The organism is Amycolatopsis tolypomycina (genome assembly GCF_900105945.1).
Classification (GTDB): domain Bacteria; phylum Actinomycetota; class Actinomycetes; order Mycobacteriales; family Pseudonocardiaceae; genus Amycolatopsis; species Amycolatopsis tolypomycina.
In genome coordinates this window covers 221,733-242,626 of record NZ_FNSO01000003.1, presented here as the reverse complement: position 1 = coordinate 242,626, position 20,894 = coordinate 221,733, and the positions used below count along the sequence as shown (strand labels likewise).

Genomic DNA, 20,894 nt, shown 5'->3' with positions numbered 1-20,894 from the left:
TCCCCGGTTACTTGGCGGACTCGAGCACGTGCTGCGCCTCGGCGTCGAGGCCGGTGTGGTACTCGACGGAGTCGCCGGTGATCTGCATGAAGGCCTGCTCGAGCGAGCCGGTCTGCGGGCTCAGCTCGTGCAGCACGATCCGGTTGGCGGCGGCGATCTCGCCGATCTTGTCGCTGTCCATCCCGGACACCACGAGCGAGTTCGTGTCCTCGACGACCCCGGCGCTGGCGCGCTGCAGGGCGTCACGGAGCTCGGCCAGCTGCGGAGAACGCACCTTGACCGTGTTCTCGGCGGCGCGGGCGACGAAGTCTTCGGTGGACGACTGCGAAATCAGCTGTCCCCGGCCGATCACCACGAGGTTGCTGGCGGTCAGCGCCATCTCCGAAAGCAGGTGGCTGGACACGAAAACGGTGCGGCCTTCGTCGGCCAGCCGGTGCATGAACTTCCGGATCCAGAGGATGCCCTCGGGGTCCAGGCCGTTCACCGGTTCGTCGAACAGCAGCACCTCGGGGTCGCCGAGCAGGGCGGCCGCGATGCCGAGCCGCTGCGACATGCCGAGCGAGAACCCGCCGGCGCGCTTGTTCGCGACGCTGGTCAGGCCGACCGTCTCGAGGACCTCGTCGACGCGGCTCGCCGGGATGCGGTTGGACTTCGCCATCCACAGCAGGTGGGCGCGCGCCGAGCGGTTGGGGTGCACCCACTTCGCGTCGAGCAGCGCGCCGACGGTGCGCAGCGGTTCCTTGAGGTCGTGGTACTTCTTGCCCCCGATGGTGACCTGGCCGCCCGTCGGGTTGTCCAGGCCCAGGATCATCCGCATGGTGGTGGACTTGCCCGCCCCGTTCGGACCGAGGAAGCCGGTGACCTGGCCCGCGGACACGGAGAACGACAGGTTGTTCACCGCCAGCGTCTTTCCGTACCGTTTGGTGAGGCCCGTTGCCTCGATCATGGCTGCTCCTCTTCCGCCCCTCGCTTACGACGCGTTCATCGTCGCGGGTCGGGGGTGGTTCGCGCGTCACCCTGGAGGCCGAACCGGTCCCCCTACCTGAGTAGTACCTTGCTGGCTTTCCGGCCGATGCGCGATCCGTGATGACCCTGAGGCGACCCTGATTCGCGGTAGTTAATGAACTGTGGTTCAATAATTGGGTGGCCCGGCCGAGGAGCATCACCGACGAGCGGCTGCTGGGTGCGGCGGAGACCGTGATCGGCCGCTGCGGCCCGGGTTTCACGCTGGCGCAGGTGGCGGCGGAGGCCGGGGTTTCGGTCGGCACGGTCGCGCAGCGGTTCGGCTCCAAGAGCGGTCTGCTGCAGGCGATGAGCCGCCGGGCCACGCGGCGGGCGGTCGAGGAGATGCGGGAGTGCGCCGCGCGGGCGGACGACCCGGTCGACGGCCTGCGCGCGGCGGCGGTGTCGGTCTACGCGGTGCTCGGCGACGCCGAAGAGGCGGCGAACCACCTGGGCCAGCTCGGCGTGGACATCGGCGACCCGGTGCTGCGGTCGCTGCTGGGCGAGCACTTCACGGCGGTCGAGGAGGAGCTGCGGCGGCTGGTGCGGGCGGCGGCCGGGTCGTTGCCGCACGCACCGAGCGTGCCGCGGGCCGCGCGTGCGGTGCTCGGCGTGATCAACGGGGTGTCGATCGACTGGTCGATCCGGCCGCACGGGCGGCTGGCCGACCGGCTGGCAGAGGACGTCGACGCGGTCTTGGCCGCGTGGCGCGGACGGGAGGAACCATGAGTCTCGAAGGCAAGGTGGCGGTGGTCACGGGGGCGACCCGGGGCTGCGGCCGGGCGATCGCGGTGGAGCTGGGCCGAGCGGGCGCGACGGTGTACGTCACCGGCCGCACGACGCGCGAGACGCGCTCGCCGATGCAACGCCCGGAAACGATCGAGGAGACGGGCGAGCTGGTCGAGGCGGCGGGCGGCCGCGCGGTGGTCGTCCGCTGCGACTTCACGTCGGTGTCCGATGTGGACGCGCTACGAGCGCAGATCGAGTCCGAAGTGGACGGAATCGACATCCTGGTCGACGACGTCTGGGGCGGCGACATGTACTTCCACTTCGACGCGCCGTACTGGGAGACGCCGCTGGAGGACGCGCTCAAGCTGACGCACAACGCGCTGGACACGCACCTGATCGCCCTGCACCGGCTGCTCCCCCTGGTGATCGCCCGCCGCGGCCTGGTCCTGGAGGTGACCGACGGCGACAACGACGACTACGTCGGCGCGGGCTTCCCGTACTACCTGGCGAAGTGCGGCATCCGCGCCCTCGGCCGCGCACTGGGCGCGGAACTGAAGGCGTACGACTGCGTCGGCCTCGCGGTGACCCCGGGCTTCCTCCGCTCGGAGTCGATGCTCGACCACTTCGAGGTGACAGAAGAGAACTGGCGCGACGCGGTGGGCAAGCTGGCCCCGGTCGACTTCAAGATTTCGGAGACGCCATACCTGCTGGCCCGCGGCGTCGCGGCCCTGGCGCAGGACCCCTCGGTGTCCCGCTTCGCCGGCCAGACGCTGGCGTCCTGGACGCTGATGAAGGAGTACGACTACACGGACATCGACGGCGACCGCCCCGACTTCGGCCGCTGGATCACAGAGGTCCGCCACACGGACAAGGACGAGGCAACCACCCCACCGGACAACTTCCGCTGACCCTAGAATGGGGCACTTTCACGTGAAAGTGCCCCCTTGGGACAACTTCTGGGGGATGTGGACAAGTGGGCGTTAGTTGATCTTGAACCGGCTTGTTCTGCCGGGGCGTGCGGCACGCTCGGGTCGTGTCGTTCTCCGCCTCCGCAGACTTCGCCGAACCGTTCCTCGGGAGCCATGCCATCGCCGAGGGTGCGTTGACCAAGAAAACGCTACGGTCTCCCCTCTTCACCAGGCTCCTTCGCAACGTCTATGTGGCCTCGACGGTCCCGGTCACGCACGTGCTCCGGTGCAGGGCCGCGGCTCTGCTCGCGCCATCGGACGCGGTGATCACCGGGTGTTCGGCCGCCGCTGTCCGCGGCCTGGAACTGGTCGGCTCGCACGCCCCGGTCGAACTCATCCTGCCGGGAAACCCGTTGTTCGGCTTGCGGGACGGCGTGCACGTCCGGCGGACGAGCCGGGGATCGATCGACAGCGAGCCGTGGCACGAGATCCGGCTGGCCACTTCGCCGCGCCTTGCCCTCGACATCCTGACCAACACCAGGCTGCACATTTCCCTGCCGCGGGTCGTCGGCTACCTCGACGCACTGCTCCGAGCAGGGGAGGTCGACGCAGCGGAGCTGGAGGTGTACCTGAAGGGCCGGCGCGACAGCGGGATCGTCCGCGCGAAGAAGGCCTTCCGGCTTGCGGATCCTCGTTCGGAGAGCATTCCGGAGTCCGAGCTGCGGGTCTGGCTGGCCGTCGCCGGCCTCGAGCCCGACGTCCAGCTTGAGGTCTTCGACGCGCAAGGCGTGTTCGCGGGCAGGTTGGACCTGGCCTTCCCGGAGCAGAAGCTCGCCGTGGAGTACGACGGCGAATGGCACGGGGAGGGTGACCAGCCGCGGCACGACGAAGCGCGCCGAGCGGCGATTCAAGCGCTGGGCTGGCGCTTCGTGATCGTCACCAAGGCTGAGCTGTACAGCGCACCGAAGGCCGTGGTCGCGACCGTCCGTGGGGCACTTTCACGTGAAAGTGCCCCTCGAGGTCAGCCCAGGCCAGGGCGTGCGAGACCCGTTTCGTAGGCCAGCACCACGGCCTGCACCCGGTCCCGCAGCTCCAGCTTCGCCAAGATCCGCCCGACGTGCGTCTTCACCGTTGCCTCCGACAGGAACAGTGCCTCCGCGATCTCGAGGTTCGACATGCCCTTCGCGATCAGCACCAGCACTTCGCGCTCGCGATCGGTGAGCACGTCCAGCTCGCCCGTGTCCCGCATCGGAGCGCCGCCCGTGCCCACAAACCGGTCCAGCAGCCGGCGGGTCACCGACGGCGACACCACCGCGTCGCCCGAAGCCACCGCCCGCAACGCCGACACCAGGTGGTCGGGCTGGGTGTCCTTGAGCAGGAACCCGCTCGCCCCGCCCTGCAGGGCCGCGTACACGTACTCGTCGAGGTCGAACGTCGTCATCACCAGCACTCGGGCGGTGCCGGCGGCGACGATCCGCTTCGTCGCCTCGACGCCGTCGAGCACCGGCATCCGGACGTCCATCAGCACCACGTCCGGCCGCAGCCGTGACGCCAGCTCGATCGCCTGTGCGCCGTCGCCCGCCTCGCCGACCACGTCGATGTCCGCCTGGGCGCCCAGCACCATGCGGAACCCGACGCGCATCAGCTCCTGGTCGTCGACGACCACCACCTTGATCACTTGTCCAACCTAACCGGCAGGGCCGCGCGGACCTGCCACCCTCCGCCCGGAGCCGGGCCCACGTCCAATGTCCCGCCGTACACGTGCGCGCGTTCGCGCATGCCGATCAGGCCGTTGCCGCCCGGCAGGCGGGGGTCGCGGCGGCCGGCCGGGACCAGCTGGGGGATGTGGCCGGCGCCGTCGTCGGACACCAGCACCTCCACCAGGTCGCCGGTGCGGTGCACCCGCACCGAAGCCGTCGCGCCGCGCCCGGCGTGCTTGAGCGTGTTGGTCAGCGATTCCTGCACGATCCGGTAGATGCCCAGCGAGACGCCGGCCGGCAGGTCGCCGAGTTCGCCGAGCTCCAGGTCCACCGGCACCCCGGCGGTGCGCATCCGGTCGGCCAGCTCGGCGAGCGCGTGCGCGTCCGGCTGCGGGACCCGCGGCTCGCCGTCGGCGTCGTCGCTGCGGAGCACGTCGAGCAGGCGCCGCAGCTCGCCGAGGGCGCCGCGGCCGGTCTCGGAAATCGTCTGCAGGGCCCGCTGCGCGAGCTCGGGGTTGCTCGCCAGTGCGTACGAAGCGCCGTCGGCCTGCACGACCATGACGCTCACCGCGTGCGCGACGACGTCGTGCAGCTCGCGCGCGATCCGCCCGCGCTCCTCGGCCACCGCGATCCGGGTGGCCTGGTCCCGTTCGGTCTCGAGCAGGTGCAACCTGGCCTCCACTTCCACGTCGTAGGCGCGCCGGGCCCCGACGAACTCGCCGAGGGTCCAGCACAGGGCGATCCCGAACGCGAGGAACAGCGCCGAGATGACGAGCTCTTCGGACGGCCCCAGCGCCAGCATCAGGGCCGACCCGGCCACGACCGCGCCGACGTACACCAGGCCCTGCCGCCGCCCGGCGTAGACGACGACCGAGTAGATGCTCATCGCGAGGCCGGCGATGCTCGCGATGCCCAGCTCCAGCGTTGCGTGCACGACGCCGATCACCAGCACGACGTAGGCCGACCACAGCGGCGACTTCCGCCGGAACACCAGCGGCAGGACCATCGCGAGCTCCACCGGCACGGTGACGTACCAGGGCGGCAGGCCGACGACCTCGTCCAGGCCGCCGGCGGCGAACAGGAGCAGGTCGAACAAGCCGAGCAGGACGGCCAGCACCGAGTCGCCCGCCATGGGGTGGGCACGCATCCAGAGGCTCAGCCGTCGCACCACACAACACTAGGTCGCGCGCTCGGGATCGCGCGTCGGTCGCCGGTACCACCTTCGGTGCGACCACGGGATGAGGCGCATGGCACGATTCAGGGGTTGTCCGTGAGACCGGGGAGGACTGGGGGCCGTGACGTCACCGGAGCAGGGCCGGCTCGCGGGCCCGCTGTCGATGTCGGTGGCCAACCTGTGTCACCGCCTGCAGCCGCAGGTCTCGGCGCGCACCGCCGCCGGGTTCGCCGAAGTGCTGCGCCGGCTCGGCGCGCCCCTGCAGGTCGCCGTGGCCGGCCGGATCAAGTCGGGCAAGTCCACGCTGGTCAACGCGCTGATCGGGCGCCGGGTCGCGCCGACCGACATCGGCGAGTGCACCCGGCTGGTGACCCGGTTCCAGTACGGCACGGTCGACCGCGTCGAGATCGTCTTCACGGACGGCCGCAAGCAGGTGCTCCCCTTCGCCGCCGACGGCATGATCCCCGCCGAGCTGGGCGTCGACATCGAGCAGGTGTCGCACATCGAGGCGTACCTGACCAACGCCGTCCTCCAGGGCATGACGGTGATCGACACCCCGGGCCTCGGCTCGCTTGACGCCGCTTCGGTGTCCCGCACCGAGCAGCTGCTGGGCGCGGCGAAACACCGCAAGGAAGAAGACGACGAAGAGGGCTCGGACGAGCTCGACGACACCTCGCGCAACGCCGTCGCCGGCGCCGAAGCCGTCCTCTACGTCGTCACCCAGGGCGTCCGCGCCGACGACCAGCAGGCCCTCGCCGCCTTCACCGCGGCGACGGCGAGCCGCGAGGCCGGCCCGGTCAACGCGATCGCCGTCCTCAACAAGGCCGACACCATCGCGCCGGAGTCGGTCGAGGGCTCCGGCGGCGACGTCTGGAAGGCCGCGACGCTGCTCGCCGAGAAACAGGCGAGCACGCTGAAGCCGCGCGTCGCCGACGTGCTGCCGGTGATCGGCCTGATCGCCGAGTCCGCCGAGTCCGGCGGGTTCACCTCCGCCGACGCCGAGGCCCTGCGCCAGCTCGCCGAGCTCGACGACGACGTCCTGCAGACCATGCTGATCTCGGCCGACATCTTCACCAGCTGGGAGTGCGACGTCCCGGCGGGCACCCGGCTGCGGCTGCTGGAGAAGCTCGACCTGTTCGGCATCTCGCACGCCGTCGAGGCCATCCGCAAGGAGCCGGAGATCACCGCGGGCGCGCTGCGGCGGGCGCTGCTCGACGCGTCCGGGCTCGAAGCGGTGCGGCAGCGGCTGTCGATCGTGTTCGCCGCCCGCGCCGACGGCATCAAGGCGGCCGCGGCACTGGCCTCGGTGACCGCGCTCGCGCACGCGTCGGCCGACCCGGCGGAGCGCCAGCGCGTCCACGACGCCATCGAGGTGCTCCTCGCCAAGCCCGAGGCCCACCAGCTGAGGCTGCTCGAAGCGCTGACGCTGGTCGCGTCCGGCGCGGTCGACATGCCCGAAGACCTCTCCGAAGAGGTGCTGCGGGTCGGCAGCAACGCCGACATCGGCGCCCAGCTCGGCAAGCCCGGCGCGCCGCGGCCGGAGCTGGCCGCGCACGCCCTCGAGCGCGCGGGCTGGTGGCGGTCCTTCGCGTCGTTCGGGGCGACGCCGGCGCAGAGCCGCGTCGCGCACGTCGTCCACCGGGCGTACTTCTTGATCTGGCAACAGGTCCGCGAAGCGTGAGCTTGTTTCTGATTGCCGACTTTCGCTGGTGGGCGCCGGTTCCCGCGTACTGTTGAGACGTGCGCCTAGAAAACACGACATCCTGGCGAGCGGGCTGGAGCAGCGAGACCGAGGTCGACGTCGCGCTGTACATCCGTGACGCCCTGGCACTGTCCGTTTCCGAAGGACAGGTGCTGCCGCCGGTGGAGCCGCAGGTCCCGGTGCACGTCCCGGCCGGGCTCGACCGGGCCGCCGTCCAGGCCCAGTGGGCCGACTGGTGGGTCGACCTGCTGGCCTTCCTCCGCAACCGCGAAGACCCCGATCCGCGCAGCACCCGCACCCGCTACGGCCGGACGGCGCTCGCCCCGGGCTCGGCGATGCGCCAGGCCGTCGACTTCTTCGCCCCGGCCGCGGCCCGCCACTTCGCCAACGCCCGCGGGCCCGCCCTGCGCGGCGCGCACGAGCCGCCGGGTGGCACGCCGTGGGCGCCCGGCTTCTACCGCCGCCAGATCGTCGCCGGCGAGCGGCTCGGCCAGCTGGTCCGCGAGGCCGAGGTCCGCCAGGGCCGCCGCGCGTACCCCTTCCGGCTGAACGTCATCGAGATCTCCGTCGCCGGCTCGATCTGGCTGCGCACGGCCGAAGACCAGGTGCTCGTCTCCTCCCGCCTCGCCGAAGACGGCCCCGGCCTGGAAGCGGTGCTGCGTGAGGTGATCGACGAGCTCGTCTGACCCGGCTTTCATAAACCGAGCACGCGGTCTAATAATAGGCGGCATGGAGACGACCGTCGACGAGCCGTCGTGGCTGCGCACCGGGTCCTGGGTCGGCTGCCCGCTCATCGGCGGCGCGCTCGGCGTGGGGGTCTGGGCCATCGCCGCCTGGGTCACCGAGCTGCCCGCCTTCCCGTTCCAGGGCGTCTTCAAGGTGCTCACGAAGCTGCCCCAGCCGTGGGCGACGCTGGCCGCGGTCGCCGGCGGGCTCGTGCTCGGGCTGGTCTTCGCCGCGATCTGGGCCCACGAACGGCTCGTCGTCACGGTGTCGCCGACCCGCGTCACGCTGGTCCGCGGCGACAAGACCCGGCGCATCGAGGCCGACCTCGAGGCCGTCTACCTCGACGGCAAGGAACTCGTCCTGCGCACGACCGACGGCCGCGAGATCGCCCGCGAGAAGACCGACCTCAAGAACCACGAGCTGGCGCCCGCCTTCGCCGAGCACGGCTACCCCTGGCGCGACGAGCCGCCGGTCGAGCGATGAGGACCGTCGACCCGGCGAAGCACGCGGCCAAGCGCCGCGCGATCGTCGACGCCGCCGCCGGCTGCTTCGCCGAAAAGGGCTTCGAGCGGACGACGACGGCGGACATCTGCCGGGCCGCGGGCATCAGCTCCGGCAGCCTCTTCCACTACTTCCCCAGCAAGCGCGCGGTCTTCACGGCGATCTTCACCGACGACGCCGCCGAGACGGCCGAACGCCTCGAAGCGGCGGCGAGGACGGACGACCCGCTGGCCGCCCTGCTCGACGTCGTCACCGACCTGGCCGGTCAGGTCGCCCACCCGGGGGTCGTCCGGATCGTCCTGGAAGCCGCCGCGCAGGCCGCCCGTGACGACGAGTTCGCCGAGCTGATCCAGCGCAACGACCGCGCGTTGCGGGACGGCCTCGCCGTCCTGGTCGCCCGCGCCGCCGCGGCCGGGCAGATCGACCCCGGTGTCGCCCCGCGCGCGGTCGCCGGCTGGCTCGCCGGCCTGATCGACGCGATGATCTCGCGGGCCAGCATCGACCCGGACCTCGATCTGGCGGCCGAGCAGGCGATCCTCCGGACGATCCTGATCAGGTTCCTTCGCCCGGTTTCGCCCCCGGACGGCGGCTGAGTCCGCCAAACTGGACGCATGGCGTGGTTTCGCAAGGAGGGAACCGACAGCGGCTCCGTCGCGTCGGACACCGATGTGCACCCCTTGCAGCAGGTGAGCGACCTTGAGCGTGCCCTCGCGGATCGCCAGGCGCTGATCCAGATGTGCCTGTACGCCCTGGACCGCGCCCGCAGCGGCGGCGTCGTCGAACGCCTGGAGGAGGGTCTCGCCGCGGTCGGCGTCCACGCCCTGCGGCCCGACGGCGAGCGGTTCGACCCGGCCCGCCACGAAGCCGGCGGCGCGGTCCCGACCGAGGACCCGGCGCTCGACGGCATCGTCGCCGAAACCGAGGTCACCGGCTTCGCCGACCACGACCGCCTGCTGCGCGCCCCGATCGTCACCGTCTACGCGAAGAAGAACCCGTGAGCGCACCCACCGCGCCGAGCCTGCCCGCGCAGGTCGCCGCGACCCGAGACCAGCTGCTGACCGTCGTCCGCGACGCCGATCCGGACGCCGCCAAGTGGGTCGAGGACATCCGCAAGGCCCGGCCGAAAAAGCCGGCCGTCGTGGTCGTCGGCGAGACCAACCGCGGCAAGAGTTCGCTGGTCAACGCGCTCATCGCGCGGCCGGGGCTGTCCCCGGTGGACGCCGACGTCGCCACCGCGACCTATCTGGTGTTCGACCACGCGGACACCTGGGGCGCGCACGCCTGCTACCCCGGCCAGCTCGCCCCGGTGCCGATCGACCTCGGCCAGCTGATCAACTGGGTCTCCGCCGCCCACGAGCTGCCGCCGGGCCAGCTCCCGCCGCGGTACGTCGAGGTCACCGGCCCGGTGCCGCTGCTTGAACGGCTTTCGCTGGTCGACACGCCGGGGGTCGGCGGGCTCGATTCGATGCACGGCGAGCTCGCCAAGGAAGCCGCCGCGGGCGCCACCGCGCTGCTGTTCGTCGTCGACGCCTCGGCGCCGTTCACCGCGACCGAGCTGCAGTTCCTGCGTGACGTCGGCGAGCGCGTCGAGACAGTGGTGTTCGCGCTGACCAAGGTGGACATGTTCCGCGGCTGGCGCGAGGTCATGGAGGCCGACAAGCAGCTGCTGCGCGAGCATGCGCCCCGCTTCGCCGACGCGGTGTTCCACCCGGTGTCGGCGCGGATGTTCGAGACAGCGGCGAAGGCGCCCAACGAGCAGATGGCCGCGATGCTGCGCGAGAAGTCCGGGGTCGCGGCGATCCAGACGGCGTTGCAGGAGCTGCTGGTCGGCCGGTCGGCGATGCTCGGCGAGGCGAACACGCTGCGCGCGCTGTCCAGCGCGCTGGGCGAGCTGAAGGCCAAGCTGCAGGCCGAGAGCCGGGCGCTGTCGGCGGGCGAGGCCGAGGCCGAGCAGCTGCGCGAACGCCGTGACCAGCTGCAGGCCGAACGCCGCAGCTCCACCCGCGGCTGGCAGCTGAAGCTGCGCGGCGAGGTGCAGCGCACCCGCGTCGAGGTCGGCCACGAGTCCAGCCGCCAGATGCGGGACGCGCAGACCCACTTCCGCCAGCTGATCGACGCGGCCAAGCGCGACGAGCTGGCCGCGCTGCCGCAGCAGGTCGACATCGCGCTGCAGACGACGTCGCAGCGGATCTCCATGCTGCTCTCGCAACGACTGAACCAGGTCACCAACGTCTCGCTGTCGGAGCTGTTCTCGCCCGAAGAGCTCGACGTCATCCGCGCGCAGTTCGCCAGGGCGGGCGGCCCGCCGGTGGTGCTGCGCCCGCCGGACAAGAAGCCGCCGACGGCCGAGGACAAGCTGCTCGTCTTCATGGGCATCTCCGGCGGCGTCGGCGCCGGCAAGGTCGCCGCGCTCCCGCTGGCCGGTGTCGCGATCCTCAACCCGGTCGTGCTGCCCGCGACGATCATCATCGGCCTGGGGGCAGGCTGGTGGATGGCCCGCACGCGCAAGCACGCGGCCGACAAGCAGCACATGAAGCAGTGGCTGGTGGAGGCCATCGCGGACGCCCGTTCGACGCTCGACCAGCTCGTCGCCGAACAGCTCATCGAGGCCGAGCAGCAGCTGTCGATGGCACTGGACGAGGCGCTGGGCCGGCGCATCGACGCCATCGAGGCGGAGATGAAGGAAGTCGACAAGACGATCAAGATGGGCGCCCAGGAACGCGCCAAGAAGATCTCGGTCGTGTCGAAGCGGCTCAAGGAGGTCAGCGACGGCCGTGAGCGCGCCGAAGCCTTCCTTACCCGGATCCGGGCGCTGCGGGACAAAACGGCCTGAGCGCCGGTCCGGTTGTGGAGCGGAACCGAACGGGCCTACGGTGAGTCATACCCTCAGACAGCAGGTCGGAGCGTTTCGAAGGGGGAAGTGCCATGTGGGTCGACGAGAGCGGCGGCAGCGACACCGACGCGAGCAGCGCGGACGCGATGACCGTCCACGTCGACGGCCAGGAGTACCAGGCCGAGGTCAACTACGACGTGAACGAAGACGGGGTGAACGACACCGCGATCATCGAGCACGAAGACGGCTCGGGCCAGGCCTTCATCGACACGAACCACGACGGCGAGGCCGACCACTACGCCGTGCTGGACGAAAACGGGAAGGTCGTCGAGCAGGCGGTCTACGACGAGGCCAGCGGCCAGTGGGTCCAGGACGGCTCCGGCGGCGGCCACGACGACTCCGACACGGGCGGCCGTGACGACAGCTCCGGCGGCCACATCCACGCCGACCTGCCGGACGGCGAGGTCGACGCGGGGGTCGCGACCATCGACACCGACCACGACGGCCACAACGACACCGCCATCGTCGAGACGAAGAGCGGCGGCACCATCGCCTTCACCGACAAGGACGGCGACGGCGAAGCGGACATCGCCGTGCAGACCGAGGCCGACGGCACCACCACGACGTTCGAGCACTCCGGCCCCGGCCAGTGGACCGAAGTCTCCAGTGGACTGATGAACTCGGGGACCGAGGGCGACCCGGCCGCCGACGCCGCCTGGGGCGAGGCCGGCACGCAGACCCTGGAAGGCGTCGCGCGCATCGACTCCGGCACCGGGCAGTGGATTTCGCCGAACTGAAAGTGACCCAGGTCATAGTTTGAAGGCCCGAGGCTCCGGCCTCGGGCTTTCTTCATGTCTTCAATGAAAACGACAAGGTCACAGGTGTGTCCCGGGCCACCGGAAGATTTTCAGCGAATACACCGATCAAGTGACATCTGAATCGATTCCCTTATCGTTCTTGTGAGAGAACCTACACGTCAGCTCTCGGTTACTCGCCGGTCATGCGGCTACTCTCGGGGAATCCCAAATCGCACACACCGGTTCGCCAGCCGGTGTGCGAAGCCATTCGGTCGCCGGCAACGAGGCCCGCGTCGGAACACTGACGTTCCGAGGCGGGCTCATTTGTCGTCGGAAGTCAGGAGTAGAGATGACCGCAGTCGCCATCCCCGGACTGGACACCGCGCCGACGACGCACACCGGCGTGCTGTCCTTCGTCCGGGAGGTCGCCGAACTGACCACCCCGGACCGCGTGGTGTGGGTCGACGGGTCTGACGAAGAAGCCGCCCGCATCAACCAGGAGCTGGTCGAGGCGGGCACGTTCGTGCAGCTCAAGTCGAAGCCGAACTCCTTCTGGGCCACTTCCGACCCGAACGACGTCGCCCGCGTGGAAGACCGCACCTTCATCTGTTCGGAGCGTCCCGAGGACGCCGGTCCGACCAACAACTGGATGGACCCGGCCGAGATGAAGGCCACCATGACCGAGCTGTTCCGCGGCTCGATGCGTGGCCGCACGATGTACGTCATCCCGTTCTGCATGGGCCCGCTCGGTGACGACAATCCCAAGCTGGGTATCGAAATCACGGATTTCGCGTACGTCGTCGCTTCGATGCGCGTGATGACCCGCGCCGGCAAGGCCGCCCTCGAGAAGTTCATTGCCCCGGACGGGTCCGAGCGCGAATTCGTGCCCGCGCTGCACTCCGTGGGTCACCCGCTCGAACCGGGCGAGAAGGACGTTTCCTGGCCCTGCAACGAAACGAAGTACATTTCGCACTTCCCCGAAGAGCGCGCGATCTGGAGCTACGGCTCGGGCTACGGCGGCAACTCCTTGCTGGGCAAGAAGTGCTACTCGCTGCGCATCGCGTCGGTGATGGCGCGTGACGAGGGCTGGCTCGCCGAGCACATGCTGATCCTCAAGCTGATCTCGCCCGAGGACAAGGTCCACTACGTCGCGGCGGCGTTCCCCAGCGCCTGCGGCAAGACCAACCTCGCCATGCTGCAGCCGACCATCCCGGGCTGGCGCGCCGAGACCCTGGGCGACGACATCGCCTGGATGCGCTTCGGCGAAGACGGCCGCCTGTACGCGGTCAACCCCGAGTTCGGCTTCTTCGGCGTCGCGCCGGGCACCGACTGGCACACCAACCCGAACGCGATGCGCACGATCGAGAAGGGCAACACGGTCTTCACGAACGTCGCCCTGACCGACGACGGCGACATCTGGTGGGAGGGCATGGAGAACCGGCCCGAGCACGCGACGTCGTGGAAGAAGCAGGACTGGACGCCGGACTCCGACGAGAAGGCCGCCCACCCGAACTCGCGCTACTGCACGCCGATGTCGCAGTGCCCGATCCTCGCGCCGGAGTGGGACGACCCGAAGGGCGTGCCGATCTCGGCGATCCTGTTCGGCGGCCGCCGCAAGACCACGGTGCCGCTGGTGAACGAGGCCCGCGACTGGCAGCACGGCGTGTTCATGGGCGCCACCATGTCGTCGGAAACCACCGCGGCCGCGGCCGGCGCGGTCGGCAACGTCCGCCGCGACCCGATGGCGATGCTGCCGTTCCTCGGCTACCACGCCGGTGACTACTTCAAGCACTGGCTGAACCTCGGCAAGAACGCCGACGCGAACAAGCTGCCGAAGATCTTCTACGTCAACTGGTTCCGCCGCGGCGACGACGGCCGCTTCCTGTGGCCGGGCTTCGGCGAGAACTCGCGGATCCTCAAGTGGGTCATCGAGCGCGTCGAGGGCAAGGGCAACGCCGTCGAGACGCCGGTCGGCTTCGTGCCGCGCGCGGAGGACCTCGACACCGAGGGCCTGACCGAGCCGATCGAGGACATCCAGGCCGCGCTCGAGGTCAAGCCCGAGGAGTGGCGCGAGGAGCTGCCGCTGATCGAGGAGTGGTTCGAGAAGATCGGCGAGGTCCCGACCTCGCTGCGCGACGAGCTCGACGCGCTGGCCCAGCGCCTGAGCTGAACGTTCTGAGGCGGAAGGGGACGTCCCGTCGGGGCGTCCCCTTCCACCGTTTCCCGGTAGTTTCGCGGCCATGAGACCGTTCCGCTTCGGCGTGGCGTTGTACGTGCCCGGCTCACGGGCCGAGTGGGTGGCGAAGTGCCGGCAGGCCGAGGACCTCGGCTACGACGTCGCCGGCGTGGTCGACCACCTCGGCCGGGTCGCGCCGGTGCCCGCCCTGCTGCTCGCCGCCGAGGCCACCGAGCGGATCCGGCTGAACACCTACGTCCTCAACGCGAGCTTCCACAACCCGGTGGTCCTGGCCCGCGACCTCGCCGCGCTCGACGAGTTCACCGGCGGCCGGGTGGAGATCGGGCTCGGCGCCGGGTACGTCCGCGCGGAGTTCGAAGCCGCCGGGATCGAGTGGGGCACGCCCGGCGACCGGTTCCGGCGGGTCGCCGCCGCGGTCACCGAGGTCGAGCGCGCGTTCGACGGCCGCCCGCGCCCGCCGCTGCTGCTCGGCGGCCGCGGCGACCGGATGCTGACCTTCGCCGCCGCGCACGCCGACACCATCGCCCTCACCGGTACCGCGCCCGGCGCGCCCGAGGGCCGGCTGGCCCTGGCCGGTCCCGCCGCGCTGGCCGAGCGCGCGGACTTCGTCAGGAACGTGCTCGACGGCCGGGACACCGAGCTGAACCTGATGGTCCACTTCGTCCGGATCACCGGCGACCGGCGGGCGGCACTGGCGGAGGCCCACCAGCTCGTGCCGCACCTCGGCGTCGACGAACTCGGCGAGCTGGCGACGGTCCTCGCCGGTTCGGCCGAAGCGGTCGCCGAGCAGCTGCTGCGCACCCGCGAAACCCTCGGCGTCAGCTACTTCACCGTGCTCGAAGACGATCTCACCAGGCTGGCCCCGGTGATCGAAAAGCTCCGCTGAGTACCTTGGTCATCATGACTGGGGATTTCCGCTTCGGTGTCAACATGGTCGTGCCGGACAGCCGCGCGGCCTGGGTCGAGAAGTGCCGCAAGGTCGAGGACCTCGGCTACGACGTCCTGTCGGCGGCCGACCACCTGGGCATGGCGCCGCCGTTCCCGGCGCTCGTCCTGGCCGGCGAGGTCACCTCGCGGGTCAAGCTGAACACGTTCGTGCTCAACGCGCCGTTCTACAACCCCGTGCTGCTCGCCCGGGAAGTCACCGGCACCGACCAGTTCACCGACGGGCGCCTGGAGCTCGGGCTCGGCGCCGGGTACGTCAAGGAGGAGTTCGAGGCCGCCGGGCTGCCGTTCCCGTCCGCCCGCGAGCGCGTCGACCACCTCGAGCGGACGATCACCGAGCTCAAGCGGCTGTACGCCGACCCGGAGCACAAGCCCACGCCGACGCGTCCCGAGGGGCCGCCGCTGCTGCTCGGCGGCCGCGGCGACCGGGTGCTGACCCTCGCCGCCGAGCACGCCGACATCATCGGCTTCACCGGGACCACGAAGACCCCCGACGGCGCTCCCCTGGCCGCGGCCACACCCGAGGAGATCGACGAGCGCGTGGCGTTCGTCCGCGCGAAGCTCGGCGACCGCGAGGCGCACGTGGAGTTCAACCTCCTCTGCCAGTTCGTGAAGGTCACGAACGACCGCGCGGCCGGCCTGGCCGAGGTCGAACTGATCGTGGAAGGCCGGTTGGACGCCGAAGCGCTCAGCGAGCTGCCGGTCGTCCTCGTCGGCACGCCGGCGCAGATCGCCGACCAGCTCCGCGGGCACCGGGAGCGGTTCGGCTTCAGCTACTTCACCATCCTCGAACCGTTCCTCGACGAGTTCGCGCCGGTCCTCGAACACCTCCGATGATCGACGCGAAGGCGCTCGGCGTCCGGGCCGGCGAGCTGTGGCTGTTCGACGACCTGGACTTCTCCGTCGACCCCGGCGAGTGCGCGGCGATCGTCGGGCCCAACGGGGTCGGCAAGTCGACACTGATGCGCTGCTTCTACGGCATGCAGAAGCCGCAGCGCGGCCGCGTGCTGATCGACGGCAAGGTGCCGGACGAGCGGGACGTCGAGTTCCGCCGCAAGGTGTCGGTGCTGTTCGACGACTCCGACTTCTTCGCCGAGCTCACGCCGCTGCAGCACCTCGAGCTGCTGTCCGGCTCGTTCGGCGCCGACCTCGGCAACCACGAGGAGCTGCTGCGGGACGCGGGCCTCGGCGAACGCATGCGGGTGACGTCCGGCCACTTCTCCGCGGGCCAGCGCCGTCGCCTGCTCCTGCTCGGCGTCACCGCGCGGCCGCACCGGGTGCTCCTGCTCGACGAGCCGGAACGCGCGCTGGACACCGCGGGCAAGGAGTGGCTGGTCGAGGTGATCGCCCGGTCGACGGCGGCCGGCGCGGCGGTCGTGGTGGCCACCCACCACCCGCCGCTGCTCGAAGCCGCGGACAGCGTGCTCGAGCTGTGGTGACTGTGGTGACGCCGACCCCGCGGCGGATGCGGATCCCCGGGCGCAAGCGGTTCGGCGGGATCTTCAGCGGCGACACCGCCACCTTCGTCTTCCTGTTCGGCTTCGGGTTCCTGTTCACCGCGTTCTTCCACGTCGACGGCTGGCGGCCCGCGCTCTACGGCTCGTCCATTGTGGACTTCCCGGCCGTGCTCGGGCTGCTGACGCTCTGCTGCGCGGTGGGCTGGCGCGGCCTGCTCCGGCGGGGCTTCGCGTGGGTCGAACCGGCCGAGCTGACCTGGCTCGACTTCGCCCCGGTGGACCGCGGCCGGGTCGTCACGCTGCGGCTGCTCGGCGCGTGGACCGGCGTGGTCGCGGTGACGGGCTACCTGGCCGCGTTGCTGCTCGCCGTCGGCGGCGCCGGGCTGGAGCAGTGGCGGGCGGCGGTCGCGGTGGTCGCCGCGACCGGGGTGGCGGCCTTCGCGACGGCGCGGCGGATGTCGGTACGCCTCGACGCGCTCGGCCCGCTGGTGCTCGCGGTCGTCGGCCTGGGCATCGCGGCGCTCGGCCTCGGCCCGGCGACCGTCCAGCTCGTCGCGGCCGGGGTACTGGTGGCGGCGCTGCCGCTGGCCTTCGGCGGCGAGCCGGTGTCGCGGGCGGGCCGGGCGGCGCTGCTCGCCGGGTGGGACGGCCGGGTGCTGCGCTCGGTCGCCGTCACCTTCCTCGACCCGATGATGCTGCTGCCGCCGTCCGCGCCCACCGGCGGGCTTTCGCTGCGCCGCCCGACGTCGTTGCGGCTGGCCTGGGCGGGCACGCTCGGCCGGGTGCGGTACGCGGGCGCGGCGCTGCTGGTCGGCCTCGCGGTCGTCGTCGCGCACATCGCGGTGCCGACGGTGCCGGGCGCGGTCCTGATCGGCGTCGGCGGGTACGTGGCGCTGCTGCCGTTCGGCGGCGGCCTCGGCGAGCTCTGGCGCAACCCGGGGCGGCGCCGGTGGCTGGGCTCGACGGACCGCGAACTGGTGCTGGCCCACGGCCTGGTGCTCGGCGGCGTGGGTCTGCTTTGGTGGACAGTGCTCGTGGCGGTCACCCTCGCGGGTGGGACGTCGTTCGCCGCGACGGCCTGGCTCGCCGTGCCGCTGTCGGTCCTGTCGATCCTGCGCACGGTCACCCGGACCGCCGTTGACTACGCGAATCCCGGGTTCGTCGACACCCCGATGGGCCCGATGCCCGCCAACCTCACCCGCCAGCTGTTCCGCGGGCTCGATCTGCAGCTGGTCGGCATCGTGGTGCTCGCTGCCGCCGTTTGACCTACGCTCGTTGCGACGAAGGGAGCAGCGAGTGGGCGGCGGGCACGCACCGGGCGTCGGGCGCAGGGCGACCAGCGAGTTCCCGGCCGGGTGGACCGACGAGCAGATCATCTCCGTGGTCAAGGACGTCGCGAACGACCCCAGCGAGGCCCGCCGGCAGCAGCGCAACGGCCGCTGGCGCTGCGCCGGCGAACGGTTCAACGTGCACCTGATCGTGCTGGTCGAGGACAACGGGCACGTCCACACCGCGTACCCGGTGGCCGGCCCGGGCGTGATCCGCAACCCCGACACGGCACGCGACCCGGCGAACCCGACGGTCGCCGACCTCAAGGGCAACCGCATCAGCTTCTTCGCCGACAGCGTCCTGACGACGATCGGCAACCGGCTTTCGCCGGAGGACTACACGCACTACCGCACCCTGCTGTGGGCCGGCGAGTGGGAGGAGCTGGCCGACGTGTTGGCCGCGCACGCCTACCGCGTCGGCTTCGGCTTTTCCGCCGACGAGTTCTCGGACTTCGAGAAGCTGCTCAACAGCTACGACCTGCCTGTCCCGGGCTGCGCGTTCCTCAACGACCGCGAGTACATCCTCAAGCAGCTGCGCCCGGTCTGACTGGCCTGGATCGAAGTCGTCCGGTGGCCGCGAGGAAGGACCCTTCACCGCCTCCACCGCGCACCTTGCCGCTCTCGGCCTGGGTGACTCCGGGCCGGTCCTCGTGGGTCCGCAGCTTCTCGAGCCGGGTCAGCGGTGAGGTGCCAGCGCAGGCCCGGGGCGGTCAACTGGCCTGGGAAAGCGGTGGCGACGCGGCGGGCGCGACGGCCGCGCGCAGTTCCTCCAGCGGCAGGCCGACGGCGTCGGCGATGGCCGTGACCGTGAAGAACGCCGGCGTCGGGATACGGCCGGTTTCGATCTTCCGGAGCGTCTCGACCGAGATCCCGGCCTCCGCGGCGACGTCGACCATGCTCCGGTCGGCGCGGGCCTCGCGCAGCGCCTGGCCGAGCCGTTCGCCCCGTTCGCGCTCTTCATCCGTAAGCGGTACGCGCACCATGGGCGTGATTTTAATACCACCGCGGCGCGAAGCGCCTCCGTTGAGGGCGGTGGCGGGGGCATGGATGGAATACCACTGGAGTTGTCCACCGCCTGTGGACAACTCTGTGCACAGGTGTGGAAAAGGCCCCGCCGAACCGGAGTTCGGCGGGGCCCCACCACATCTAGTGCCTTCAGGCGCCCGCGGGCACCGGAAGTGGCATGCCGGGCAGGTTCTGGTCGTTCGGCACGACGCCGTCGACCAGGTAGGCCTCCACGACCTTGTCCACACCCGCGTTGCCGCCGGCGTAGATGCCGTGGTCACCCTCGCCGGTGATCGTCAGCATCCGCGAACCCGCGAACGCCTTGTGCGCACGCTTCGCGCCCTCGAGCGGCGTCGCCGGGTCGTGCTCCGACTCGACGATCAGCACCGGCGGGACACCCTTGCCGTCCAGCACGGGCAGCGAGGACGGCGGCTTCTTCCAGAACAGGCACGGCTGGATGAACCAGCCGGCACCCAGGAGCGGCAGCTGCTTGTCGATCAGCTTCTGCGAGTCCTTGATGGCGCTGTTGGGCGAGCCGGTCCACGGACCCTCGTTGCACGGGATGGTCCAGAAGCTGGCGTCGTAGGAGTCGCCGTCGGCCGGCACCATCAGCGGCTGCGGGCCGTAGGTGACGGTGCTCTTGTCGCCGGCCTTGACCTTCTGCGCGGCCGAGGACTTGGCCGCCGCCGAAGCGGTGCCCTGGGTCAGCGTGCGGACGCTGACCAGGTAGTCGGCCAGGCCGGGGAAGGCGCGCTTCGAGTAGATCTGCGACGCGATGAACGAGTCGAGGCCGTTGGCCGAGACGGTCGAACCGTCGGGCAGGGTGACCGCGCCCTGGGTCAGGGCGTAGCGGACCTGTTCGTAGGTCTGGCGGGCCGCCTCGCCGGTGGTGCCGAAGTGGTAGAGCTTGTCGTACTTCGCCATCCACGGGAGGAAGTCCGAGCGCCAGCGGCGCTCGAAGCCGAGCGGCTGCCAGTCGAACGACTTCTGCCAGGTCGTGGTGAACTCGGTGGCCGAGTCGAGGACGAACTTGCCGGTGCGCGTCGGGTAGGCCTGCGCGTAGTGCGCGCCCATCCAGGTGCCCGCCGAGTAGCCGACCCAGTTGATCTTGTCGCGGCCGAGCAGCACGCGCAGCAGGTCGATGTCCTTGACCGTCTGGTCGGTGTTGATCAGCGGGCCCAGCTCGCCGGACTTCTGCTGGCAGGACAGCGCCGCGTACTTCGTCGCCTGCAGGATCAGGTTGAGGTTGCCGCGGTCGCGGTCACGCGGGTCCAGGTCCGAGCCGGTCCCGATCGCGCCGCCGCAGGTGATGTTGGTGCTCTTGCCGGTGCCGCGCGGGTCGAAGCCGACGATCTCCTGGTGCTCGCGCAGCTTGGTCTGGTTGCGCAGGCGGGCCGGGAAGTTGCGGCCGGGCGCGCCCGGGCCACCGGGGTTGGTGACGACGCTGGCGGTGGCGTCCGACTTGGCCTTCAGCCGGCTGACCGCGATGGTCAGGTCGATCTGGGCGCCGGCCTGGTACCAGTTGCGCGGGGTCTTGTAGGTCGCGCACTCCATGTCCTCGGCGCCCGCGGGCGGGGCCGTCGGCAGCTCGGAGGGGACAGCGCACTTGTGCCAGTCGAGCTTCTGGTTCGCGTACTGCGCCGGGATGTTCGTGGAGTTCAGCGGCTGCTTACCGGCCGCGACCTCCTGGCCTGCGAACGCAGGCGTGAACCCGGCCAGCAGGGTGCCGGCAATGGCCGGGATCACCACCGCGTAGCGGAGTCGTGTCATACGGTTGCCCCTTTTGGGTTTTGCGCGTGCGGAGTCGGGCTATTGATATAGGGCCCGTACGGGTGGGGCAACCCACGTTCGTCGGAGAGCTGTCCGCGGGGCGATCAAATCGATACCGGA

Annotated in this window: 21 protein-coding genes; 16 read left to right on the top strand and 5 right to left on the bottom strand. The window is 70.8% G+C overall.

Annotation, left to right across the window (positions count from 1 at the left end):
• Positions 1 to 7: 7 nt before the first annotated feature.
• Positions 8 to 946, bottom strand: a complete 939-nt coding sequence (locus tag BLW76_RS06715; protein ID WP_091304978.1) for an ABC transporter ATP-binding protein — start codon at positions 944 to 946, stop codon at positions 8 to 10.
• A gap of 197 nt (positions 947 to 1,143) precedes the next feature.
• On the opposite strand from BLW76_RS06715, the gene BLW76_RS06710 reads away from it, so the two are divergent.
• The 3 genes from BLW76_RS06710 (at position 1,144) to BLW76_RS06700 (ending at position 3,697) form a co-directional block, all read left to right on the top strand.
• Positions 1,144 to 1,731 carry a TetR/AcrR family transcriptional regulator gene (locus tag BLW76_RS06710; protein ID WP_091304977.1) on the top strand — a complete coding sequence of 196 codons (588 nt, stop codon included), beginning with the start codon at positions 1,144 to 1,146 and terminating at the stop codon, positions 1,729 to 1,731.
• Complete coding sequence (locus BLW76_RS06705; RefSeq protein ID WP_091304976.1) at positions 1,728 to 2,639, top strand: SDR family NAD(P)-dependent oxidoreductase; 912 nt, start codon at positions 1,728 to 1,730, stop codon at positions 2,637 to 2,639. Before BLW76_RS06710 ends, BLW76_RS06705 begins: the two co-directional genes overlap by 4 nt.
• Before the next feature lie 278 nt (positions 2,640 to 2,917).
• A complete protein-coding gene (locus BLW76_RS06700; RefSeq protein WP_244170070.1) occupies positions 2,918 to 3,697 on the top strand; it encodes an endonuclease domain-containing protein in 780 nt (259 codons plus the stop codon).
• On the opposite strand, the gene BLW76_RS06695 is transcribed toward BLW76_RS06700, so the two are convergent.
• The gene (locus BLW76_RS06695; protein ID WP_091304975.1) at positions 3,661 to 4,317 is read right to left on the bottom strand and encodes a response regulator; all 657 of its coding nucleotides are present in this window, start codon (positions 4,315 to 4,317) and stop codon (positions 3,661 to 3,663) included. The genes BLW76_RS06700 and BLW76_RS06695 overlap by 37 nt on opposite strands.
• Positions 4,314 to 5,486: a sensor histidine kinase gene (locus tag BLW76_RS06690; protein ID WP_425266001.1), complete on the bottom strand. Its 1,173-nt coding sequence runs from the start codon at positions 5,484 to 5,486 to the stop codon at positions 4,314 to 4,316. Before BLW76_RS06690 ends, BLW76_RS06695 begins: the two co-directional genes overlap by 4 nt.
• A gap of 190 nt (positions 5,487 to 5,676) precedes the next feature.
• Between BLW76_RS06690 and BLW76_RS06685 the strand changes: the two genes are divergently transcribed.
• The 13 genes from BLW76_RS06685 to BLW76_RS06625 all read left to right on the top strand — a co-directional run bounded on the left by BLW76_RS06685 (position 5,677) and on the right by BLW76_RS06625 (position 18,546).
• Positions 5,677 to 7,194 carry a dynamin family protein gene (locus tag BLW76_RS06685; RefSeq protein WP_208613257.1) on the top strand — a complete coding sequence of 506 codons (1,518 nt, stop codon included), beginning with the start codon at positions 5,677 to 5,679 and terminating at the stop codon, positions 7,192 to 7,194.
• A 59-nt stretch (positions 7,195 to 7,253) separates the two neighbouring features.
• A complete protein-coding gene (locus BLW76_RS06680; protein WP_091304972.1) occupies positions 7,254 to 7,901 on the top strand; it encodes a hypothetical protein in 648 nt (215 codons plus the stop codon).
• 43 nt (positions 7,902 to 7,944) lie between these two features.
• A complete protein-coding gene (locus BLW76_RS06675; RefSeq protein WP_091304971.1) occupies positions 7,945 to 8,424 on the top strand; it encodes a YqeB family protein in 480 nt (159 codons plus the stop codon).
• Positions 8,421 to 9,035: a TetR/AcrR family transcriptional regulator gene (locus BLW76_RS06670; protein ID WP_091304970.1), complete on the top strand. Its 615-nt coding sequence runs from the start codon at positions 8,421 to 8,423 to the stop codon at positions 9,033 to 9,035. Before BLW76_RS06675 ends, BLW76_RS06670 begins: the two co-directional genes overlap by 4 nt.
• 18 nt (positions 9,036 to 9,053) lie before the next feature.
• Positions 9,054 to 9,440, top strand: a complete 387-nt coding sequence (gene grpE / locus BLW76_RS06665; RefSeq protein ID WP_091304969.1) for a nucleotide exchange factor GrpE — start codon at positions 9,054 to 9,056, stop codon at positions 9,438 to 9,440.
• Positions 9,437 to 11,275, top strand: a complete 1,839-nt coding sequence (locus tag BLW76_RS06660; RefSeq protein WP_091304968.1) for a dynamin family protein — start codon at positions 9,437 to 9,439, stop codon at positions 11,273 to 11,275. The genes grpE and BLW76_RS06660 overlap by 4 nt, the downstream gene beginning before the upstream one ends.
• A 92-nt stretch (positions 11,276 to 11,367) precedes the next feature.
• Positions 11,368 to 12,072: a hypothetical protein gene (locus BLW76_RS06655; RefSeq protein ID WP_091304967.1), complete on the top strand. Its 705-nt coding sequence runs from the start codon at positions 11,368 to 11,370 to the stop codon at positions 12,070 to 12,072.
• A 349-nt stretch (positions 12,073 to 12,421) separates the two neighbouring features.
• Positions 12,422 to 14,242, top strand: coding sequence for a phosphoenolpyruvate carboxykinase (GTP) (locus BLW76_RS06650; protein ID WP_091304966.1), 1,821 nt, complete (start codon positions 12,422 to 12,424; stop codon positions 14,240 to 14,242).
• Positions 14,243 to 14,312: 70 nt separating this feature from the next.
• Positions 14,313 to 15,155, top strand: a complete 843-nt coding sequence (locus BLW76_RS06645) for a TIGR03621 family F420-dependent LLM class oxidoreductase (protein ID WP_091304965.1) — start codon at positions 14,313 to 14,315, stop codon at positions 15,153 to 15,155.
• Positions 15,156 to 15,169: 14 nt separating this feature from the next.
• On the top strand, positions 15,170 to 16,051 hold the full coding sequence (locus BLW76_RS06640) for an LLM class F420-dependent oxidoreductase (protein ID WP_091304964.1): 882 nt from the start codon (positions 15,170 to 15,172) through the stop codon (positions 16,049 to 16,051).
• Positions 16,048 to 16,653 carry an ABC transporter ATP-binding protein gene (locus tag BLW76_RS06635; protein ID WP_091304963.1) on the top strand — a complete coding sequence of 202 codons (606 nt, stop codon included), beginning with the start codon at positions 16,048 to 16,050 and terminating at the stop codon, positions 16,651 to 16,653. The genes BLW76_RS06640 and BLW76_RS06635 overlap by 4 nt, the downstream gene beginning before the upstream one ends.
• A 2-nt stretch (positions 16,654 to 16,655) precedes the next feature.
• The gene (locus BLW76_RS06630) at positions 16,656 to 17,936 is read left to right on the top strand and encodes a DUF6297 family protein (protein WP_091304962.1); all 1,281 of its coding nucleotides are present in this window, start codon (positions 16,656 to 16,658) and stop codon (positions 17,934 to 17,936) included.
• Between the two features lie 31 nt (positions 17,937 to 17,967).
• Entirely contained in the window at positions 17,968 to 18,546 is a 579-nt protein-coding gene (locus BLW76_RS06625; protein WP_091304961.1) for an EndoU domain-containing protein, read from the top strand.
• Positions 18,547 to 18,709: 163 nt separating this feature from the next.
• Here the strand turns inward: BLW76_RS06625 and BLW76_RS06620 are convergent, their stop codons facing one another.
• On the bottom strand, positions 18,710 to 18,982 hold the full coding sequence (locus BLW76_RS06620; RefSeq protein WP_091304960.1) for a helix-turn-helix transcriptional regulator: 273 nt from the start codon (positions 18,980 to 18,982) through the stop codon (positions 18,710 to 18,712).
• A 172-nt stretch (positions 18,983 to 19,154) separates the two neighbouring features.
• Complete coding sequence (locus tag BLW76_RS06615) at positions 19,155 to 20,774, bottom strand: alpha/beta hydrolase (RefSeq protein WP_091304959.1); 1,620 nt, start codon at positions 20,772 to 20,774, stop codon at positions 19,155 to 19,157.
• Positions 20,775 to 20,894: the final 120 nt, after the last annotated feature.